This is a genomic window from Paramesorhizobium salinisoli (assembly GCF_003335045.1).
Taxonomy (GTDB): Bacteria; Pseudomonadota; Alphaproteobacteria; order Rhizobiales; family Rhizobiaceae; genus Paramesorhizobium; species Paramesorhizobium salinisoli.
This window is the reverse complement of sequence record NZ_QOZG01000006.1, coordinates 226,071-245,376: the sequence shown is the minus strand read 5'-3', so window position 1 is coordinate 245,376 and position 19,306 is coordinate 226,071. Positions and strand designations below refer to the sequence as shown.

The following is a 19,306-nucleotide window of genomic DNA, read 5'->3' as shown; positions in this document are numbered from 1 at the left end:
TGTCGATTTGGGATAATCAGGTTACGGCGCCGACCTGCCAGGGCACGAATTCATTGTCGCCATAATCATAGACCTCGCTCACGGTCTTTTCGCCGGAGGCAACCGCGATGATGTGCTCGAAGATGCGGGTGCCGGATTCCTCGATGGTCTCTTCGCCCGTGACGATCCCGCCGCAATTCAGATCCATGTCTTCCTTCATGTGCTCGTACATTTCGGAATTCGTGGCGATCTTGATGCAGGGTGCCGGCTTGAAACCGGAAACAGAGCCCCGGCCCGTCGTGAAACAGATGACGTTGCACCCGCCCGCCACCTGTCCCGTAACCGCCACGGGATCGTAGCCCGGCGTGTCCATGAAGACGAATCCCGGCTCCGTCACGGTTTCCGCGAATTCATAGACCGCCTTGAGCGGCATGGAGCCGCCCTTGGCGACCGCGCCCAGCGATTTTTCCAGAATGGTGGTAAGGCCGCCCAGCTTGTTGCCGTGCGAGGGATTGTTGTTGAGCTCATCGCCATTGCGCGCGGTGTAATCGCGCCACCAGTCGATCCGCTGCAACAGCTTTTCCGCCACCGCCGGGGTCGCCGCGCGCCGCGTCAAAAGATGTTCCGCGCCATAGATTTCAGGCGTTTCCGCAAGAACAGTCGTGCCGCCATTGCGCACGATCAGATCGGATGCATACCCCAGAGCCGGATTGGCGGAAATGCCGGAATAGCCGTCCGAGCCGCCGCATTCGAGCGCCACTTTCAGCTTCGACAGCGGCTGCTTGGTGCGCACCGCTGAATTGACCAGCGGCAGCATCTCCTTGATCTCGGCAATGGCCGCATCGATGGTCTTGCGGGTACCGCCATGCTGCTGGATCGTCATGGTGCGCAAGCGGTCGCCTTCTTCCATGCGATAATGTGCAAGGATCGGCGCGATCTGGTTGGTTTCGCAGCCAAGCCCGATCAACAGCACACCACCGAAATTCGGATGCTTGGCATAGCCCTGGATGGTGCGCGTCAAAAGGCGATATCCCTCGGATTTGGTGTTGAGCGCGCAGCCGCTCCCATGGGTCAGCGCGACCACGCCATCGACATTGGGAAACCCATCCAGACCGCCCATGCGGTTGAAATAATCGGCGATATAGCGCGACACCGTGGCCGAGCAGTTCACCGAGGAAATCACGCCGATGAAGTTGCGCGTTCCCACGCCGCCCGCGCCGCGATCAAAGCCCATGAAATGGCGCCGCTCGGTTTGCGGCAGCATCCCGCGCTCCTCGATATCGACGGAGAACTGATGCTCATGCTCGGAAGGCAGCATGGCGAGATTGTGCAAATGCACATGCTCGCCCGGTGCGATCTCCTGGGTGGCGACGCCGATGATCTGGCCGTATTTCAGGACATGCCCACCCTGAGGGATGGCGCGGATCGCAACCTTGTGCCCGCGTCCGATGAACTCGCGCGCGTTGATCCCCTCAAGCCCGATGGATCCGCCGGCGCGTACCGGTGCCCGCGCCATGGCCACATCATCCGACGGATGCAGCAGGATAACGGGTGCAATCTCCATTGCGGCGGAATCGTGAGCAACAATATCATTCATGCGTCGGACCTCACTTCCAAATCCTCATTCCGAGGCTCATTGTCCATCCAGCGCCGCTTGGATCGCTCCAGATGTGTCGTCATGGCTGCCTGAGCCAGAAGCGGATCCCTCGCTTCCAGCGCCGCATAGACCATCTCATGTTCGGCCAGGGCGGATACCCAGGTGTCGCTATTCTCGAAACGGCTTCTGATTTGTGACGTCAAGGGGCTGTGCCGCTCATCGAACAGATCGCGCACGACGCGCGTCAGCACAGAATTTCCGGCCTGTTCGGCAATCACCAGGTGAAACTGCCGGTCAAGCTCCATCGCCTTGCGATCAGCGCCTATATTGGCGCGCATCGCATCAAGCGTCGCACGAAGCTGGGCCCGCGCGTCACCCGTCATCCGGGCGCAAGCCAGACCGACGAGACTGCCCTCGATGACCTGCCGCGCCTGCATGATCTCAAGCGGACTTTCGCCGATGGAGATGCCCTGCAACGCCGCCCGCGTTTCAGGCTCAAGGGTCACATAAATACCCGATCCCATGCGAATTTCGACATTGCCGGCGATCTCGAGCGCAATCAGCGCTTCGCGCAGCGAGGGACGAGACACGCCGAGTTGCTGTGCCAGTTCGCGCTCGGCGGGCAGCCTGCTTCCAGCTGGAAACCGACCGTCACGGATCAGATGCCGGATCCTGTCGGCAATCTGCTGATAAAGCCTGCGCGGCTCTCCTGCACCGGTATGCTCGTTCATTGAACCTCCCAAATTGGCCTTACCATATTTGTGAGGCAGGTGAATGGCAATACGCTTAAAACTGCGGCAAATCGCGCCATTTGTGCGCAGGGAGGTTATTCGCCGCCCCTGAATCCGTATTTTTGGCTTGACCAATTTATCAAACAACACCTATTTGCTTCCATAAATTCGGGAGGACGTCATGTACGAAAAGCCAGCGATTCTGCAGTTCGGCACCAGCCGTTTTCTGTTGGCCCATGCCGATTTCTTTGTATCGGAAGGGCTTTCCCGGAATGAGGCTATCGGCACCATCGCCGTCGTGCAGACAACATCCAATCCGCAAAGCGCCCGGCGGATCGCCGCGCTGAATGAAGGCATGGGCTATCCGGTCATTATCCGCGGCCTGATCGATGGCAGACCGACCGAGATAGAACACCGCGCACAAGGCGTAAGTGCTGCCTATTCGGCCCAGGATGACTGGCCGGCGATTCTTGAGCTTGGCGCAACGGTGGAGGTGATCCTCTCCAACACCGGCGACAAGGGTTACGAGCTCGATGCAGGCGACGACAGTTCACTGCTCGCCCATCCGGACGCCTTGCCGAAGAGTTTTCCGGCCAAGCTGCTGGTCCTTCTGCATCATCGCTGGAAGAAAAATCCGGAAATGCCCCTTTCCATCTTTCCCTGCGAACTGGTTTCGCGCAATGGCGACATGCTGCGCTCGATCCTGACTGGTCTGCCGCGGGACTGGAAACTATCGGACAATTTTATCCAATGGCTCGAAAGCGTATGTATTTTCGCCAACAGCCTGGTTGACCGCATCGTGTCCGAACCCATTGAACCGGTGGGCGCGGTAGCCGAGCCATACGCACTATGGGCGATCGAAAACGCAGAAGGACTGACCCTTCCCTGCACTCATCCCGATATCGTCTTGACGAATGATCTGGCGCGCTATGAGCGCCTGAAGCTCCATCTGCTTAATCTCGGCCATAGCTTTATTGCGGAGCAGTGGCTCAAGGGTAATCGCCCGAAAGATGAGACCGTATTGGAGGCGATGCAGGACGAAGCGATCCGCACCCGGCTGGAAGCCGTCTGGCGCGAAGAGGTGCTGCCGGTCTTTGCGGCGGACGGCCTTGGCCTGGAAGCGGAAGCCTATGTCGTTTCCGTGCGCGAACGTTTTCTCAATCCGTTCCTCAAGCACCGCATCGCGGACATCGCATCCAATCATGAAGAAAAGAAGCTGCGGCGTTTCGCACCGATCATCGCCCGCGCGACGGAGCTTGACCTGGATCTGCAGCAGCGCCAGTTAAACGCGGCTATCGGCTAGCGGCCGGTCCACAGGCTGGGGCCACAAGCTGGCGTGGTTGCCACCATGCCTGAATGCCTGGCCTGGAAGATGATAAAGACGATCTGCGGGCAATTACCGCAGCACTAGTCAATCGTTTCTGGCTGCGATTGCGGGAAAACCTTTGTCAAAATACCTATTGCCGAAACCGCCACGGAGATGTGTCTCCGTGGCTTGGGTTTATGTGGTGGCGCTGATCGTCTTTGAAACTACCTCGAAAGACGCTTCAGTATCGTGTGCGCGAAACTCTAGAACTTTCCGATAACATTGATGAAGACGCCCTTGTCGTCGAGGGTGAGGTCCCTGAGGTCATCGGAGAAGACGCCAAAATTGTAGCCGGCGCCGACCTTGAAATTTTCGCCGACATGGCGATAGACAGCGACGAGCGCGCCGTAGTCGGTGGTTTTCGCCTCGGGCATGTGCATGACGCGGCCCTCCAGCAGCGCATCCCAGTTTCTGACCACATGCAGGTCGGCGCGAACGATGCCGAGATGGGCGGAAGACGAATACCATTCGGAGAAGCTCTCGCGGTCGCCGTCGAGGAGTCTCTCGCGGACCTGGCCGTAGCGCATGCCGTATTTGCCGCCAATCGACAGCCAGGGCATCAGATCGTAGGTGAAGTCGGCCGACAGGATATGACTGCGCTGCGCCGGGCCGTATTCGGCGCCGGTGATGGCGCTGACCTGGTCCTTGCCTGGCAGATCATAGACCCAGCTGTATTTGAACAGCGCGTTGAGGCGGTCGTTGTCGACGGGGCGATAGGCATAGCCGAGGGAGGCATCGACATAATCGCCGTCGCGGAACGACGTTTCGCCGGAGGTATCGGAGAGCACCGCATCGAGATTGACGAGCAGGCGCCAGTCCTCGCTGGTCTTCCAGGAGAGGCCGGTGGCGAACAGATAGGTGTTGCGGTCGCGGCTGCCGTCGTCGGACTCCTCGAACCGCGCCTCGCCGCGCATGCGGGCGTTGATGCCGCGCTCCTCATCCTTGTAGCCTAGAGAAAGCGAAATCGCCTTGCGGTCGAAGTCGGCGCGCTCGAGCCCGGTACCCGGATCGATGCTGTCGTCCTCGATCGTGCCGGCCTCGAAGCCGCCATCGACGGTCCACATCGCATCCGGGGTATAGACGACACCGTAGGTCTTGGTCAGCGAGTTCCTGCGGCCGAACAGATCGTAATTGTTCTCCGCATAGGTCGACAGCGTGTCGTCGAGCTTGCGGCGCATGCCAAGCACGATGGTGCCCAGGTCATTGCCGTCGAGATCATAGCTGCGATCGAGGTCGAAGCCGCGGTCGGGATCGAGCCGGTAGCCGAAATAGTAATTGTCGGCCTCCGTTGGCGCATAGTTGATGGCAGCGAGACCGCCCACACCGCTATTGCCGTAGGACAACTCGCCTTCCAGGCCGATTGTCTCGGTCAGCTGGTATTTCGAGCCTACGCCGATGCGGTCATTACGCCTGATATCGCCGTCGCGCGACAGCGTGCCCTGGCCGAAGACGTAATATTCCTGGTCGGCGTCGGGGGCATAGGTGAGCCGGGCGCCGGCATCGAGCCTTTCACCATCATAGCCGCCCTTGCCGGAGCGGACGGCGATGGGCGAGCGCAATTCGGTATAGGAGATTCCGAAGGACGCCTTCCAATATTCATTGAGCTGATGGCTAACAGTCGCCTCACCCTTGCGCTTGGTGCGCCCGCCCGTCTCACGGCCGTAGAAGTCGTCGTAATCACGCCCCTCGTGGAAGTCGTCATAGGTGAGCTTGAGGTCGGTATCTTCGGTCAGTTCGAGGTCGGCATGCGCGCCAAAGATGCGCTGGTCCACGGCGATTTGATCTGCAAGCGTCGAGAAACCGGCCTGCTTTTCCTCGTAATAGCCGCCGACGGTTCCCTTGATGCCGCTTTTGCTGATGTCCTCCAGATCGACCTGACCTTTGGTGCGCCAGGCCGTCGCCGCGCGGTTGCGCGAGCCCGTGGTGGCGACATCGCTCAAGGTCAGTCCGCCATCGGCAGAGCGCGACGTGCCGAAGCCCGGTCCCTTGGAATGCGAGACTTCCGCTTCGAGGAAGGTCTTTTCCGAATGGCGGATGGTGATGTCGGCGCCGAGCGCCTGCTGGTCGGCAACGCCGGTGGTCTCGCTCATGCCCGTGACACCGACACGGACCTTATCGTCTAACCAATGCTGGGCGCGGCCGCCATAGACATAGCCGTCCACGTCGCCGGCCGTCGGCGTATATTCGTACTGGGCGATGAGATAGACCCGGTTACCGCCGAGCGCTCCTTCCCGTATCGCCGAGCCGGTGCCGGTCGACGATGACAGCGGGCGCTTGAGGATGATCACGCCCTGTAGATAGTCGAACGTATAATCCTCGCCATAGACGAGCGTCTTGCGCTCCAGCACCTGGCCAGTCACCTGGTCGCGCACCTCCACGCTCAGCGTCTCCGAGCCGGTGGTGATGTCCTGGCGCTTGAGGAAATAGGCCGAGCCGCCGGTGCCAAGGAATTCGTCGCGCTGCGGCAGCGTATCGGGCTGGGCAGCATAGACGTTGACCTCCGTCTGGCGTTCGCCGAACGAGGTCACCGCCTCGGAACGGTAGACACCGCTCGCACCATAAAGCGCACGTTCCGAATGCATGAACTCCGTGCCGGTCACGGACGCCTTGTAATTGCCCCACATCACATGGCTGTCACCACGATCGAGCCTGACATAGAACTTGCCGTTGGTCGGCGCGTCCTCAAGAATGGTCGAGTCGTCGCCATAGACCGGATAATAGGCGTCGGGATCGATGCGGCGAAGCAGGCTGCGCGGATCCCGGTCATCTAGGCCGCGGAACATATCCTTGATGTCGCTTTCGCGGGTATCGGCCGCGGCGGTCAGCAGATATCTGCCCTTGATCTTGCCCTTCACGTAGAAGGCAAGCCGCCCCTTGGTGTAGACCTTGTCGTACTCGCCGGGACGAACGGCTTCGATATTGTCGTCGCCCATGCGCTTGCCCACGGTCAGATCGGCAAGCCCGACATAGAACCAGTCATTGTCGGGAATGTTGACCCGGCGACTGAAGTCGAGTGCACTGCCCTTCATCGAACCCAGAACCGCGACGTCGACATCGTGATCGCCGGGCGGCAGGATGCGCTGCACCACGAAGGCCTGATTGCGGTCGAGCGGCACGATGCCGTCCAGCGCGCGCACCTGATAGCCCTCGGGCACGTTGCGGCCATAGACCGTCACCGCCCCGCCATGGACCTTTATATTGCGCGAGCCGGTATTGTCTTCGCCCATCCCGGGCGCCGGGGCATCGGTGATCCTGGTGTCTTCCTCCGGAAGCTCCTTGTCCGTGCGCGCGATAGCGCGCGGCAGCGTCTCGTCATAGCGGCCCTCGCCATCATAGACGCGCAGCACATATTTGAACCGAGTCTCGTCCTTTTCCGTCTCGGGCATCACCCAACCGGCCTCGCCGTTTACGGCGACAGGAATGACGCTCACAGGTTTGCCGGTCAAAGCCTCGTCGGCCTCGAAGATGCGGATCTCGGAGCGCGCGATGAAAGCCGGATAGTTTGCGGTGGCGAGGAAGCGCACCGGTTCGCCGACATTATAGGCGCGGCGCACCGGCACGGTGGAGACGTTGAGGATCGGCCTTGCGTCGAGCCCGTCGAACTTGACCTGAATATCGACGGCGGCGAGGCCGACATCGGTCTTGCGTTGTTGATTGGCTGGACGCCGATGGTCGGTTTTCGACGCAGCCAGGGACGCCGGCTTTTCGGTCGCTTTCCTCGCCGCATCGTTGCTCTCCACAACCGGCTCACCATCGACGCTGATCGAGAACGGGATGTCCCCGCCCTCACCCGGCCGCTCCTCTTCGACATTGGGCGCTATGACGACATTGCGCACGGCGCTATTGTCCAGCACCTGGCCGCGCAACGGCGCATCCTGGGCCGAAGCGCCGATCGTCGCCGCATGCACCACCGCCAGGGCGCAACCCGCCAGAAGCAGATTGCGCTGTTGGCCAATCACATGACGGAAGGCAGACGAACGCAATATCGAACTCTGGATGATCGTTCTCATTGGACTGCCTCCACGCGGGTCTCGATGTTGAGTTCGTACCGACCCCTGACCGACCTCCATCGTTGCGAGATGTCCTCCTCGATCGCCTTGATACGCCGGCGGGCAAGTTCCGCGTCAGAGGTCGCCCCGTAGCCGATGCGCAGCGTCGATGGCTCGCCCTCGAGCGCCTTGATCAGCTGCTCGATGCCTTCCTGCCATTGCCGTTTGAGAATAGCGGCGCCCGGCTCGAACGCCGCATCCATCAGGTCGAGGCGCACCACGCGACCAATGGAGGCCCCGAAGTTCAACGTCGACATCTTGCCGGCAGTCAGGCGGATGACGCGCGGGTTCTCCGTGGTCAACCGGTAGCCGGCCGGCAGTGTGCGCGGGTCGAGCTTCATGATGAAGTTGGTACCGATGCGGCTGTCCGGCAGGTCGGCGCAGGCGACGTGGAAGCGGCCATGCCGGTCCGTCGTCACCAGCGAACCCCGGACCGTGGCGATACGCACGCCCGGCAGGCCCGGCTCGCCCTGATCCTGATAGCCATTGCGGTTCAGATCGTCGAACACCTTGCCGACGATGTCGCCGCAATCGAACACCGGTTCGATCATGATCTCGATGTCGGCGCGGGCTTCCGGCGCCAGCAGACCGCCGTCGAGGCCGTTGACCGCCGCCTTGTTGGTGTGCTTGCCCGGACCAGCCGAACTCAATGCCAGCATCTGCAGCCGGATGATCACCTCGGCATTGGGGCCGAGCGCCACATTGTCGAAGCGCACCTTTTGGCCGACCACGACGGGTGTCGCCGCCACGCCGTCGATCATCGCCGACCCGTCGATGAAGCGGAAGCCTGAGGGAATAATGTCGGTGACAACAACCGTGCCGGCATTGCGGCTGGAATGGTTGGTTACCTTGATGGTGAACGGCGCCTTCTCGCCCCGCTTGATCTGGCGCAGCCCGGCCTGCTTGACGATGGAGATGTCGGAGGGCTCCACTGCGGGCATCGTCACCTTCGAGGTCGAGGTGTTGGACGGTACCGGAGTACCCCCGACGTTGCCCTTGGCGGTCGCCGCATTCACGATGCCGTCGGTCACACCCGCGGCATTGTCTATGTCCTCCTGCGTCAGCGTGTAAGTGGCGGTGAAGGCTTGCGCCGCCCGAGCGGCCAAGGTCACGCTTGCCGGCGCAAAGGCCGACAGCGTCGCCGTCGCCGGCTTGCCGTTGAACGTCGGCCCGGCATCGACCGGCGCAACATCGCTGATCACCTGCCCGCCGGTGTTCGTCACCGTAAAGCTGTAGCTCATCGTATCGCCAAGGTTGGCATAGCCATTGCCATCAACATCGTTGAACGTGCCGGTCTTCTCGATCGTCAGGCGCGAGATTTCGACTGGCGGCACGACGACCGTGTCCGGCGGGCTTTCCAGCGTTGGAGCGGAGGGCGGCGTGCCAATGCCGGTGGCGGTGTTGGTTACCGAACCCGCCTCGATATCACTTTGCGTCGGCATATAGCTTGCCGTGAAGGTGAAGTCTGCACCCGGCGCAAGCGCCTGCGGCCCCTCGTTGAGAGTCACACCAGCATTGGCGAGCAGTGGATCGTTGACCGTGACGTTGGTCAACGTCACCGTGCCAGTGTTCTTCACCACGAAGGCGTAGGTAATCGTCTCTCCCGGATCGATGAGGTTGTTGCCGTTCTGGTCATTGAGCGTGCCTGTCTTGTCGATGGTAATGCCCGACGTCTGTTCAGGAGGCACCACTACATTGTCGGGCGGGCCTTCGAGCGGCGGGCCCGACGGTGGCGTGCCGGTCGGCGTCGCCGTGTTCTCCACCCGGCCGGCATCGATATGCGCTTGTCTTGGCGTGAAGGTCGCGGTGAAGGTGACGCTGCCGCCAGGCGCCAGCACCTGCGGGCCCGGCATCACCGACACGCCTGCATCGGTCAGCAGCGGATCGTTGACGGTGACCTCGCTCATTGTCACCGTGCCGGTGTTGCGCACCAGAAAGGAATAACTGATCGTCTCGCCAAGATCGATGAGATCGTCGCCGTCGAGATCGTTGAGCGTGCCTGATTTCTCGATGGTCAAGCCAGGCGTCTGTTCCGGCGGCACCACCACCGTGTCAGGCGGGCTTTCCACCGGCGGGCCGGAGGGCGGCGTGCCCGTGCCGGTCGCCGTATTCGACACCTGTCCGGCATCGATCTCACCTTGTGTTGGCGTGTAAGTCCCGTGGAAGGTGAAGCGGCCGCTTGGCGCCAACGTCTGCGGGCCTTCATTGACCGTCACCTTGGCGTCGTTTACCGTGACGGCGGTCAGCGTCACACTTCCGGTATTGGTGACCAGAAACGCATAGCTGATCGTCTCGCCTGGATCGATCAGTCCGTCGCCGTCGAGGTCGTTCAGCGTCCCCGTCTTGTCGATCATCAGTCCGGGCGTTTCGTCCGGCGGCACCACGACCGTGTCGGGCGGGCTTTCCTCTGGTGGACCGGAGGGCGGCGTACCCGTGCCGGTTGCCGTGTTCGACACAGAACCGGAATCGATCTCATCCTGCGTCGGCGTATAGGTCGCGGTGAAGGTGAACGACGCACCTGGCGCCAGCGTCTGCGGACCCTGGTCGAGCGCGACGTTGGCATTGGCCAGCAGTGGATCGCTGACCGTGACATTGGTCAGCGTCACTGCGCCGGTGTTGCGCACTAGGAACGAATAGCTCACCGTCTCACCCGGATCGAGCAGACCGTCGCTGTCGAGGTCGTTCAGCGTCCCCGTCTTGTTGATGGTCATGCCGGACGCCTGTTCCGGCGGTACCACGACCGTGTCTGGCGGGCTTTCCGTCGGCTGCCCGGAAGGCGGCGTGCCGACGCCGGTCGCCGTGTTCGACACCTCACCCGCATCGATCTCGGTCTGTGTTGGCGTGTAGCTGGCGTGGAAAGTGAAGCTGCCACCCGGCGCCAGCGTCTGCGGCGCCTCATCGACTGTCACCTTCGGATCGTTGACCGTGACATTGGTCAGCGTTACCGAGCCGGTGTTGCGGACAAGGAATGCGTAGCTGACGCTCTCGCCCGGATCGAGCAGGCCATCGCCGTCGAGGTCGTTCAGCGTCCCCGTCTTATCGATGGTCAGTCCGGGCGTCTGATCCGGCGGCACCACGACCGTATCGGGCGGACTTTCCGTCGGCGGACCCGACGGCGGCGTGCCGGTACCGGTCGCGGTGTTCGACACCTGCCCCGCATCGATCTCGGCCTGCGTTGGCGTATAGCTAGCGTGGAAAGTGAAGTTGCCACCCGGCGCCAGCGTCTGCGGTGCCTCATCGACCGTGATCTTCGGGTCGTTGACCGTGACATTGGTCAGCGTCACCGTGCCGGTGTTGGTGACCAGGAACGCATAACTGATCGTCTCGCCCGGATCAAGCAGACCGTCGCCGTCAAGATCGCTCAGAGCGCCCGTCTTGTCGATGGTCAGCCCAGGAACGCCCTGAACATCGGTGTCGCTCGCACTGTTGTTTGAGGTCTCTGTCTCAGTCACGCCGGCGGGAGCAGCAACCGTGGCGGTGTTCGTGAGGTCACCGGTGAAATCGGCCGGTACGCTCATCGCGAATTCATAGGTGAGCGAGGCGCCCACCGGCAGATCCGCCGTGGTGTCGATTGCGCCGGTGCCGCTTGCCGCGCCGCATACGGCCCCGGCAGTAACGTCGCCGCAGGTCCAGCTTGCCGTTGTAATGCCCGCGGGCAGCGGATCACTGACTTTAGCGCCGGTCACTGCAGCGGGACCGTTATTGGTGACGACGATGGAATAGGTGACGTTGCCGCCCGGCGCATAGGTGCTTGCGCCGTCATCCTTGGTGATCGCCAGGTCGGCGGGAAGCAACTGGATGTAATAGTCTTCCGTTTCGCCGTCAGATGCGATGGTGGCTGGCTCGGCGATATCGGAAGAATCCGTGGCTGCCCGCAAACGCATGTAACTTGTCGACTGAATTGCGTAGTCGCTTGGCACAATCCAGCTTAGCGTCACACTGCTGCTGCCCGCAGGGCAGTTTACAGTATCGGAACGCTCGCCAGCATCGAACACACCATTGCCGTTGAAATCGATCCATCCAGCGATGGCCGCCGGGCCCCGGCAGACAGCGCCGGTGATCTGATAGGTGGATCCGGGCGTGTTGGAGGGCATCGGTACATCGGCGTAGCCTGCGCCGAGCGGTCCAGTCGTCTTGCGCAGTGCATCGACATCTGGACCGCCAACCGCGTTATTTTCATTCTGGTCGGTTATAATGGCGCTGCCAAGACTAACGCCGAACCCGCGCGTCGCAAGATTGGCCGGATTATTGTAGTTCACGCCGGCAGTCGCCTGCCCTCCGCTCCACACGGGCTCCAGGATGTGACTGGCGACGCCATAGCTGGAAGGAACCGCCTCAGAATATTCAATGTCCAGCATCGCGCCAACGGCAATAGCTGAAACGCCGCCACCTTTCGCGATCACTCGCGCCGACGTGGCGCCCTCCAGATACCCTACCAGTGCTGGTCCGGCACGCCGCGCCGGGTTTGCGTCGTTCTGGCAAGCGGCAGCCGGTCCGGTGAAACGCACTTCGGAGCCGGAAATGGTAACCTGAGTGGATGCCCCGCACTGCGAAATCTGGTCGATCACGCGAAGCGTGCTACCACCTGGCAACTCAGCCCCGACATACTCGTTGGAGCCGCTGCTCTCCGCATCTGCAAAAACAAGGCCTCTAAGAGCAAGCGGGGCCCCGCCCAGGGTAGCCGTACAACTGAAATCGAACTCGACGGTCGCTCCTGACCCTGTCGCCAGTCCGATAGCCAGCGTGTTCGGGTTTGTCCCTCCCCCTGCCTGGTTCCCACCGATATTATATAGCTCGTCCAGGCCATCACCCTGCCAGCCACCGGGCCTGTAGACATTGAGAACAGCGGCCCCTGCCGTGTTTACGGCATTTGACAGCGTACAAGTGAGGTCCACCTGGTTGGCTGAAGTGGCTGGCGAACCAATATTGAAACTTTGTATGACAGAACGGCCCGAGAAGACATTTGTACCGGCAGTTCCCCAGGATACCCAGAAGATGCTGTTTTTATAGAGACCAGTGCCTCCGGTCGCCAACTGGGCATGTGCCGGAGCGGCAAATGCCATGATCGCGAGCCAGACAATTGCTGCACGCGCAAATTGGTCGGCGAAACGGCGCAAATAGTTGCACAGCAAGGCTGAATGAAGCATCGAACAGTACCCCCTCGGATGTGAAACCACCCAGTGAGCGCACTACCCTCGACTAACGCGACCAAAGCGATGCAGCTGATCTAAGTTTGCTGTCGCTTCAATGCCGCGACCTGGGCAGTTGAGCACGGGATAATCTCAACTGAGGGAGCTGTCTGATTTGCGGAGGGATGTATTTCAACATCCTATGGTTAATCAGCGTCTGGAAATTATTTTTTGCGTATGACGCTCGATGCGAGAATGAGCCCCGCGGTTATCGGCAACGTGTTCACAATGTGGCCTGGTGATCGCTATTTACGATTGCGGAAAATAAACGGCGTCGCGCCCCTGATCTTTTTCATTGCCGAGGTCAAATGGCTCTGGCTGGAAAAACCGCTGAGATAGGCCGCCTGCGCGATGGTCATGTCGCGCTCGGCAAGCAGCCTCTCGGCATGGGCAATGCGCAGATTCAGAAGATACCCATAGGGCGCCTGCCCGAAGGTCTGGGTGAAGGCGCTGATGAAATGACTTGAAGAAAGGCCGCAAACCTCCGCCAGATCGGCTACAGTGAGCTTCTTCGCGACATTCTCGCGCATGAACATCTGAACTTTTCTGGCATTGTAGCGTGAGAGCTCCGTCTTGGCTCTTGACGCGTATTTGCCATTCCCGCCCAATGCACTGCCGTGCAGATCCTGAGCGGAAATGCGCGATGCATGATTTGCCGATGTCACTTTGGATCGCCCCAATTGCTTCCATGGGACTGCAATATTGCCTTGCACTGCCCCGAATCCCAACCCGCACGACGAACAATGGGGGAGTGTGAACAAACTGTAAAGTGGTAAAAAAGCGGGGTGGCCTATCGGCTTCTGGCAAAAAAATCGTGACCTGGAAGATCTTGGCGATTTGCTATATTTGAAATAGTAAGGGACATTACGCAATAGCTTAAGGATGGGCTATACTATATTGAAATTCCATGATCTGTTGGTTCAACTTGGCGGGAGTAAACGGGAGAAGCATGCATGAATTATAGCAACCGCGCGGTTACCGATGTTCAGGTGTTCGGGCTGCGGCGTCATGAGGGTTTCGACGGCGCGACGGTAAGCGGTTCGATTCGGCTCCAGCTTTGTGCCCATGATGGGAATGAATTCGGACCCAGCGCCACGATCGAGCTCGCCATGGATCTGGCCGAGCGCTCAACGCTTCCGGAAATCGAGCGCCAGCTTTTGGCGGGCGCGCTGGGCGTTCTGGCTCGCCTTGCTGCTTTGTCCCCTGATGAGGCTTATGCTGAACTTCAGAAAAGCCAGATCAGGGAATATTTGCCCAAAGTGCCGTAAGCCGAGATTGTCAATATCCGTCCCGCGGCTACAAAAATCCCACCCGCTGAAGCGGATGGGATTTCTCTGTATTCTGGTATCAGGCGCAACATCTATGCGAGTGCGGCCTGGGATGCCTGAGTTCGGGCTGGAACCTGCAGCATCCGGTAGCCGATCAGCGCGGTCGTCAACGCGACACCACTTGCCGCCACGGAAATCCAGAAGCCGTTCCGGGCGCCATAGGCATCGATGACATAGCCGGAAGCGAAGGAGCCAATGGCCATTCCGATGCCGATGCCGGTCATCGCCCAGGTAATTCCCTCCGTCAGCTGTGAGGATGGCACCAGACGCTCGATCAGCCCGAAAGCGGTGATGAAGGTCGGCGAAATCGATGCGCCTGCGAGGAACAGCAGGAGCGCCATGCTCCAGATGCTGTCGGCTGCCAGGAGCGGCAGGGCTGTCAGCATCGCAACGACGATGGCGAACAGGAACTGCCGTGACAGTGGCATGGTCAGCCTGAGCGTGCCGAACACCAGCCCCACGAGCAGCGACCCTCCGGCATAACCGGCCAGGATGAAGCTTGCTGCGCCTTTATGGCCCAGTTCCTCGGAGAAGGCGATGACAGTGACTTCCGCCGTGCCGAACATCGTACCGATGGCGATCAGCGTGAAGGTCAGGATCTGCACTGCACCGAGCCTTATGGCCGAGCGCCCACCCCTGGCCTCGACCGGTTGAACCGGAGGCTCCGTGGATTTCTGCGCCACAAAGAGCGCCGTTCCGACGCCTAAGAACAGGGTTGCAAGAAGAGGCCCTGCCTCGGGGAAGAGAGCAACGCTCAGCCCGATGGAAAGCACCGAGCCCATCATATAGATCGCCTCGTCGAGGACGGATTCAAAGGCAAAGGCGGTGTGCAGCTTCGGCGTATCCCGGTAAAGCGCCGTCCAGCGCGCCCGCACCATGGCCGGCATGCTCGGCATGAGCCCTGCAATGAAGGCAAAGAGGAAAAGCAGCCAGTTCTGCCAGCCATAATGCGCGGCGAGGATCAGCCCTGTGAATGCCGCCACGGAGACGGATGTCACCGGGGTGAGGACACGGCTCTGGCCGTATCGGTCCACCAACCTCGAGATCTGTGGCGATACAATGGCGTTGGTGAGTGCGAAGGTGGCGGAAACGGCGCCCGCCAGCCAGTATTCACCATGGGTCTGCGACAGCATGGCCACCGTACCCATGGTGACCATTGCGAGCGGCAGGCGCGCCAGGAAACCGGCCGAGGCGAAAGCCTTGGATCCCGGCGCCTTGAAAATTTCTCGGTAAGGGTTGGACATTGACGGAGTCCTTGATTTCGGTTGCGCGCCTCTGATATACGAGGCGTATGTAAATTAGTTAATGGCATACGTTGCGTATGTCAATTACAATATACGCAGCGTATGTGAAAGAAAGAAAATGGCCCATAAACCACGCAGCGAGATGATCGCCGAAACCCGGGCAAAGCTGGTCGCCGCGGCCCGTCATGCGTTCGGCACAGCAGGTTATGCGGATGCATCGATGGACGATTTCACCGCCGCCGCCGGGCTGACGCGCGGCGCGCTCTATCATCATTTCGGGGACAAGAAGGGATTGCTGGAAGCCGTCATCGCCGAGATCGATGCGGAGATGGGGGCGCGGTTGCACATTGTCGCCGGAAACGCCCCCACCCGCTGGGAGGGCTTTGTCGCTGAGTGCATTGCCTATATCGAAATGGCGCTCGAGCCGGAGATCCAGCGCATCGTCCTGCGCGACGGACCGGCCGTTCTCGGCGACCCGTCGGCGTGGCCGAACCAGAACGCCTGCATCCGCTCCATGGCGGAAAATCTGCAGCGTCTGACCGAGGAGGGAACGATCGTGGCGACCGACCCTGAGGCGGTATCACGGCTCATCAATGGCGCCATGCTTCACGCCTCCTTGTGGATCGCCAACGCACCGGACCCGGAGGCGACGTCAAAGAAGGCCGTCCATGCGTTGAAGACCCTGCTGGAAGGACTTCTGGTGCGGAACCGGAGTCCCGGCTGAGGCCGCCTGCGGCTCGCCACAGGCAGTCCTTCAGCTTTGCTCAGGCGCCTGTCACTCTCCAGATCACATCGCCCACATCGTCGGCAACCAGCAATGAGCCGTCCGGCCCTATGGTGACGCCGACCGGCCGGCCGTAGGATGCCTTTTCATCCGGCGAGAGGAAGCCGGTGAGAATGTCGCGCGGCGGACCAGCCGGGCGTCCGTTTTCGAACGGTACGAAGACGATCCTGTAGCCGCTCAAGGTGCTGCGGTTCCATGAGCCGTGCTGCCCGATGACCATACCATCAGGAAAACCGGGCAACGTGCCGGCGGGCATCCAGCAAAGGCCGAGCGAGGCAGTATGCCCGCCCAGGGCGAAATCCGGCCTAATGGCTTTCGCGACCATGGCGGGATCCTGCGGCACGCGGTCGTCCACGATCTGGCCCCAGTAGCAGTAGGGCCATCCGTAGAACCCGCCGTCCTGAACCGATGTCAGGTAATCGGGCGGTGTCTCGTCTCCCAGGCCGTCGCGCTCGTTGACCACTGTCCACAACATGCCTGTCGTTGGTTCCCATGCCAGCCCTACGGGATTGCGTAGACCCGAGGCGAAGATGCGGCTCTTGCCGCTTTCCAGGTCCAGCTCGTGAATGGCCGCCCGGCCCTCCTCCGCTTCCATGCCCTCATCGGCGATATTGCTGAGCGAGCCGACGCCGATATAGAGCTTTTTGCCATCGGGGCTCGGCAAAAGGCTTCGTGTCCAGTGACCGCCGGGCTTGAGGCTGTTCAGCTTTCGTCCCTTGTCAGTGATGCGGGTGGCGCCGGCTTTATAGGGAAACGCCATCACGCCATCGGTATTGCCGACATAGAATGTGTCGCCCAGCTGCGCCATGCCGAAGGGCTGGTTCAGCCTGTCGAGGAACACTTCACGAGTTTCCGCCACGCCGTCGCGGTTGGTGTCACGCAACAGCGTGATCCGGTTGGGGCTTTCTCCCACGGCGCCCGCACGTTTCATCGTGCTGTACTGGGCGTAGTCGAACACCGACTTGATCCCACCCGGCGTGCTCAGCGCCTCGGCCGCCAATACGTCGCCATTCGGCAGGACATGGATCCAGCGCGGATGCTTCAGGCCAGCGGCGAAGGCGTTCACCTTGAGCCCTGGCGCGGCGATCGGCGTCTGCCCGTCGGCCCATCCTTTCGCGGTCGGCATCTTCAGTGTCGGAATGCCTTGCGGCTTTGCCTGCGGAATCGCTGGCGCGCTGCCGAAGGCAGGCGCCTTCGGCCCGTCTTTGCGGTGCCGCAAGAAGACCGCCATGTTCCCGATGACCGCTACGATGCGCGCGAAGATATCTGACAGACTCATAGTTCCCCCAAATCTGGATGCGCGCGCACTTTATACAAAAATTCCTTCAATGGAATGCAGGCTGCGGTCCTGTTTAAGCGATTGCCGTCCATTTCCACGATCGTATTTACAATGCTTCTCCCAATACCTAACTAGGGGCATCTGCAATACCGTTTCTGGAAAGCTCATGCTCCTCATCCGACCAGGCGAAATGTCGCAAGCGCTTGTCGAAACGCTCGTGCACGAGTTCTATGGTCGCATCCGCGACGATGTCGTCCTGGCCTCGATCTTCGAGCGGCGGATCGGGCACCGCTGGAGCGAACACCTGGCCACCATGGTCGATTTCTGGTCCTCCATCGCGCTGGCGAGCGGCCGCTACAGCGGCAGGCCGCACGCGGCGCATCATGATCTTGGTTTGACGCCCGAGCACTTCCAGCGCTGGCTGGCGCTGTTCGAGGCGACCGTGAACGATGTCTGCGAAGGGCAGCCCGCAGCCTTCTTCATCGACCGCGCCCACCGCATCGCCGACAGCCTGCAAATCGGCCTGAATATCGGGCCCAACGCATTGCCCCTGCCGCCGGCTGGAGCAAAAACAGGGGGCTAAAGCTCTTCACGGCTTGCACGCGGTCCGCTCTGCTTTGCGGTTGCCGGCGCGAATACGGATATCGCTTTGGGGTGAACCTTGAAATGTGCCGGTGTGGATGTGACAATTTCGCCGTCTGTATTGACCGGCATCGGCTTTCGCGTTTCGATATCGAATTCGACGCATCTGGCGGTGCGGACCTCGTTCCAGGCTCCATGGGTGCCCGAGCGAAAAGAGCGCAGCATCAGGGCCAGTTTCCAGAGATTGTTCATCTCAAGACTGTAGAGATCGAGATGGCCATCATCGATCTGCGCGGTTTCCTCGACGACGTTACCGCCGCCATAATGCCGGCCGTTGCCGACGGCGATCTGGTAGGTCTCGACCTCGATCGTCGTACCCTTCTCTTTAATCGTGGCGCGAAAACGGCTGGCCCTGGCCATGACCTTGATAGCCGCCAAGGCGTAGCCGAACCTGCCGAAACGCTTTTTCAGCGCAGGATCGAGGCCTTGCGCAAGCTCGGTGCTGAGCCCCATGCTGGCAACGTTGAAGAAAGCATGCCCGTTGACCGTGCCGACATCGATCCGGCGTTGGTGGCCCTGCACGATCACGTCGGCGGCCTGCAACAGGTCCATCGGGATGTGAAGCGTGCGCGCAAGGTCGTTCGCCGTTCCCATCGGCATGATGCCCATCGGCAGACCGCTTTCCATGACCGCGACCGCCGCCGAAGAAACCGAGCCGTCCCCGCCGCACAGGATGATGAGATCGGCGCTGTGACGAAGCCGCACAATATCACGCGCAATGTCCGGCAACGCCTCGAACGGTTCGACGGTCACCGTCATGCCGCCGCTCTTGAGCCGCTCGATGACGGGTGCAGCCGATTCCTGGCCGCGTCGTGCCTTGGGATTGACGAGAAGAAGCGCGCGTCTGGTGATGATTTCATTCCTTCGGTGCAGGCAGGATCAGGTGCTCGGAGAGGCACTATATAGGTGCACCTTGCCTCGTATTTCCACCATTTGCCTCTGATTCATCCTCGAATCATCGCAATCCAGGCGGCAAAAAATAGAAGATTCCATCGATCCCGCCTTTTCCGACCGCTGAAGAGCCCTGCGGGCGGGCGGCCGCAGACTGTTAATGCATCAAAAAATCGGCGCGCATGTCACACAGGCAGATCCTCGCTCGTCATGATATCGTCACCAAC

The 19,306-nt window shown here is 60.8% G+C and carries 12 protein-coding genes; 4 read left to right on the top strand and 8 right to left on the bottom strand.

Features of this window, described 5'->3' with window-relative positions:
* Nucleotides 1-16 precede the first annotated feature (16 nt).
* Together DUT91_RS15900 and DUT91_RS15895 are read right to left on the bottom strand one after the other, a co-directional pair.
* On the bottom strand, nt 17-1,576 hold the full coding sequence (locus DUT91_RS15900) for a UxaA family hydrolase (protein ID WP_425373806.1): 1,560 nt from the start codon (nt 1,574-1,576) through the stop codon (nt 17-19).
* Nucleotides 1,573-2,307: a FadR/GntR family transcriptional regulator gene (locus DUT91_RS15895; RefSeq protein ID WP_114441501.1), complete on the bottom strand. Its 735-nt coding sequence runs from the start codon at nt 2,305-2,307 to the stop codon at nt 1,573-1,575. The genes DUT91_RS15900 and DUT91_RS15895 overlap by 4 nt, the downstream gene beginning before the upstream one ends.
* Nucleotides 2,308-2,488: 181 nt before the next feature.
* Between DUT91_RS15895 and DUT91_RS15890 the strand changes: the two genes are divergently transcribed.
* A complete protein-coding gene (locus DUT91_RS15890) occupies nt 2,489-3,610 on the top strand; it encodes a mannitol dehydrogenase family protein (RefSeq protein ID WP_114441500.1) in 1,122 nt (373 codons plus the stop codon).
* 266 nt (nt 3,611-3,876) lie between these two features.
* On the opposite strand, the gene DUT91_RS15885 is transcribed toward DUT91_RS15890, so the two are convergent.
* The 3 genes from DUT91_RS15885 to DUT91_RS15875 form a co-directional block, all read right to left on the bottom strand.
* The gene (locus DUT91_RS15885) at nt 3,877-7,683 is read right to left on the bottom strand and encodes an RHS repeat domain-containing protein (RefSeq protein ID WP_245419752.1); all 3,807 of its coding nucleotides are present in this window, start codon (nt 7,681-7,683) and stop codon (nt 3,877-3,879) included.
* The gene (locus tag DUT91_RS15880; protein ID WP_114441499.1) at nt 7,680-12,869 is read right to left on the bottom strand and encodes a CshA/CshB family fibrillar adhesin-related protein; all 5,190 of its coding nucleotides are present in this window, start codon (nt 12,867-12,869) and stop codon (nt 7,680-7,682) included. The genes DUT91_RS15885 and DUT91_RS15880 overlap by 4 nt, the downstream gene beginning before the upstream one ends.
* A 287-nt stretch (nt 12,870-13,156) precedes the next feature.
* Nucleotides 13,157-13,576: a helix-turn-helix domain-containing protein gene (locus tag DUT91_RS15875; protein WP_245419751.1), complete on the bottom strand. Its 420-nt coding sequence runs from the start codon at nt 13,574-13,576 to the stop codon at nt 13,157-13,159.
* 288 nt (nt 13,577-13,864) lie between these two features.
* Between DUT91_RS15875 and DUT91_RS15870 the strand changes: the two genes are divergently transcribed.
* Entirely contained in the window at nt 13,865-14,179 is a 315-nt protein-coding gene (locus tag DUT91_RS15870) for a hypothetical protein (RefSeq protein WP_114441498.1), read from the top strand.
* 92 nt (nt 14,180-14,271) lie between these two features.
* On the opposite strand, the gene DUT91_RS15865 is transcribed toward DUT91_RS15870, so the two are convergent.
* A complete protein-coding gene (locus DUT91_RS15865) occupies nt 14,272-15,483 on the bottom strand; it encodes an MFS transporter (RefSeq protein WP_114441497.1) in 1,212 nt (403 codons plus the stop codon).
* Nucleotides 15,484-15,601: 118 nt separating this feature from the next.
* Here DUT91_RS15865 and DUT91_RS15860 point away from each other — a divergent pair, with 118 nt between their 5' ends.
* Nucleotides 15,602-16,207, top strand: coding sequence for a TetR/AcrR family transcriptional regulator (locus tag DUT91_RS15860; RefSeq protein ID WP_114441496.1), 606 nt, complete (start codon nt 15,602-15,604; stop codon nt 16,205-16,207).
* Between the two features lie 40 nt (nt 16,208-16,247).
* Here DUT91_RS15860 and DUT91_RS15855 read toward each other — a convergent pair whose 3' ends face one another.
* On the bottom strand, nt 16,248-17,546 hold the full coding sequence (locus tag DUT91_RS15855) for a PQQ-dependent sugar dehydrogenase (RefSeq protein WP_114441495.1): 1,299 nt from the start codon (nt 17,544-17,546) through the stop codon (nt 16,248-16,250).
* Nucleotides 17,547-17,712: 166 nt separating this feature from the next.
* On the opposite strand from DUT91_RS15855, the gene DUT91_RS15850 reads away from it, so the two are divergent.
* Nucleotides 17,713-18,129 carry a group III truncated hemoglobin gene (locus tag DUT91_RS15850; RefSeq protein WP_114441494.1) on the top strand — a complete coding sequence of 139 codons (417 nt, stop codon included), beginning with the start codon at nt 17,713-17,715 and terminating at the stop codon, nt 18,127-18,129.
* Here DUT91_RS15850 and DUT91_RS15845 read toward each other — a convergent pair.
* Complete coding sequence (locus DUT91_RS15845) at nt 18,126-19,040, bottom strand: lipid kinase (RefSeq protein WP_200834992.1); 915 nt, start codon at nt 19,038-19,040, stop codon at nt 18,126-18,128. The two genes, DUT91_RS15850 and DUT91_RS15845, sit on opposite strands and share 4 nt — an antisense overlap.
* Nucleotides 19,041-19,306: the final 266 nt, after the last annotated feature.

Bases quoted from the DNA above. Each gene is read 5' to 3' on its own strand.
- DUT91_RS15900 (WP_425373806.1), bottom strand. From the start codon at position 1,576: ATGAATGATATTGTTGCTCACGATTCCGCCGCAATGGAGATTGCACCC.
- DUT91_RS15895 (WP_114441501.1), bottom strand. From the start codon at position 2,307: ATGAACGAGCATACCGGTGCAGGAGAGCCGCGCAGGCTTTATCAGCAG.
- DUT91_RS15890 (WP_114441500.1), top strand. From the start codon at position 2,489: ATGTACGAAAAGCCAGCGATTCTGCAGTTCGGCACCAGCCGTTTTCTG.
- DUT91_RS15885 (WP_245419752.1), bottom strand. From the start codon at position 7,683: ATGAGAACGATCATCCAGAGTTCGATATTGCGTTCGTCTGCCTTCCGT.
- DUT91_RS15880 (WP_114441499.1), bottom strand. From the start codon at position 12,869: ATGCTTCATTCAGCCTTGCTGTGCAACTATTTGCGCCGTTTCGCCGAC.
- DUT91_RS15870 (WP_114441498.1), top strand. From the start codon at position 13,865: ATGAATTATAGCAACCGCGCGGTTACCGATGTTCAGGTGTTCGGGCTG.
- DUT91_RS15865 (WP_114441497.1), bottom strand. From the start codon at position 15,483: ATGTCCAACCCTTACCGAGAAATTTTCAAGGCGCCGGGATCCAAGGCT.
- DUT91_RS15860 (WP_114441496.1), top strand. From the start codon at position 15,602: ATGGCCCATAAACCACGCAGCGAGATGATCGCCGAAACCCGGGCAAAG.
- DUT91_RS15855 (WP_114441495.1), bottom strand. From the start codon at position 17,546: ATGAGTCTGTCAGATATCTTCGCGCGCATCGTAGCGGTCATCGGGAAC.
- DUT91_RS15850 (WP_114441494.1), top strand. From the start codon at position 17,713: ATGCTCCTCATCCGACCAGGCGAAATGTCGCAAGCGCTTGTCGAAACG.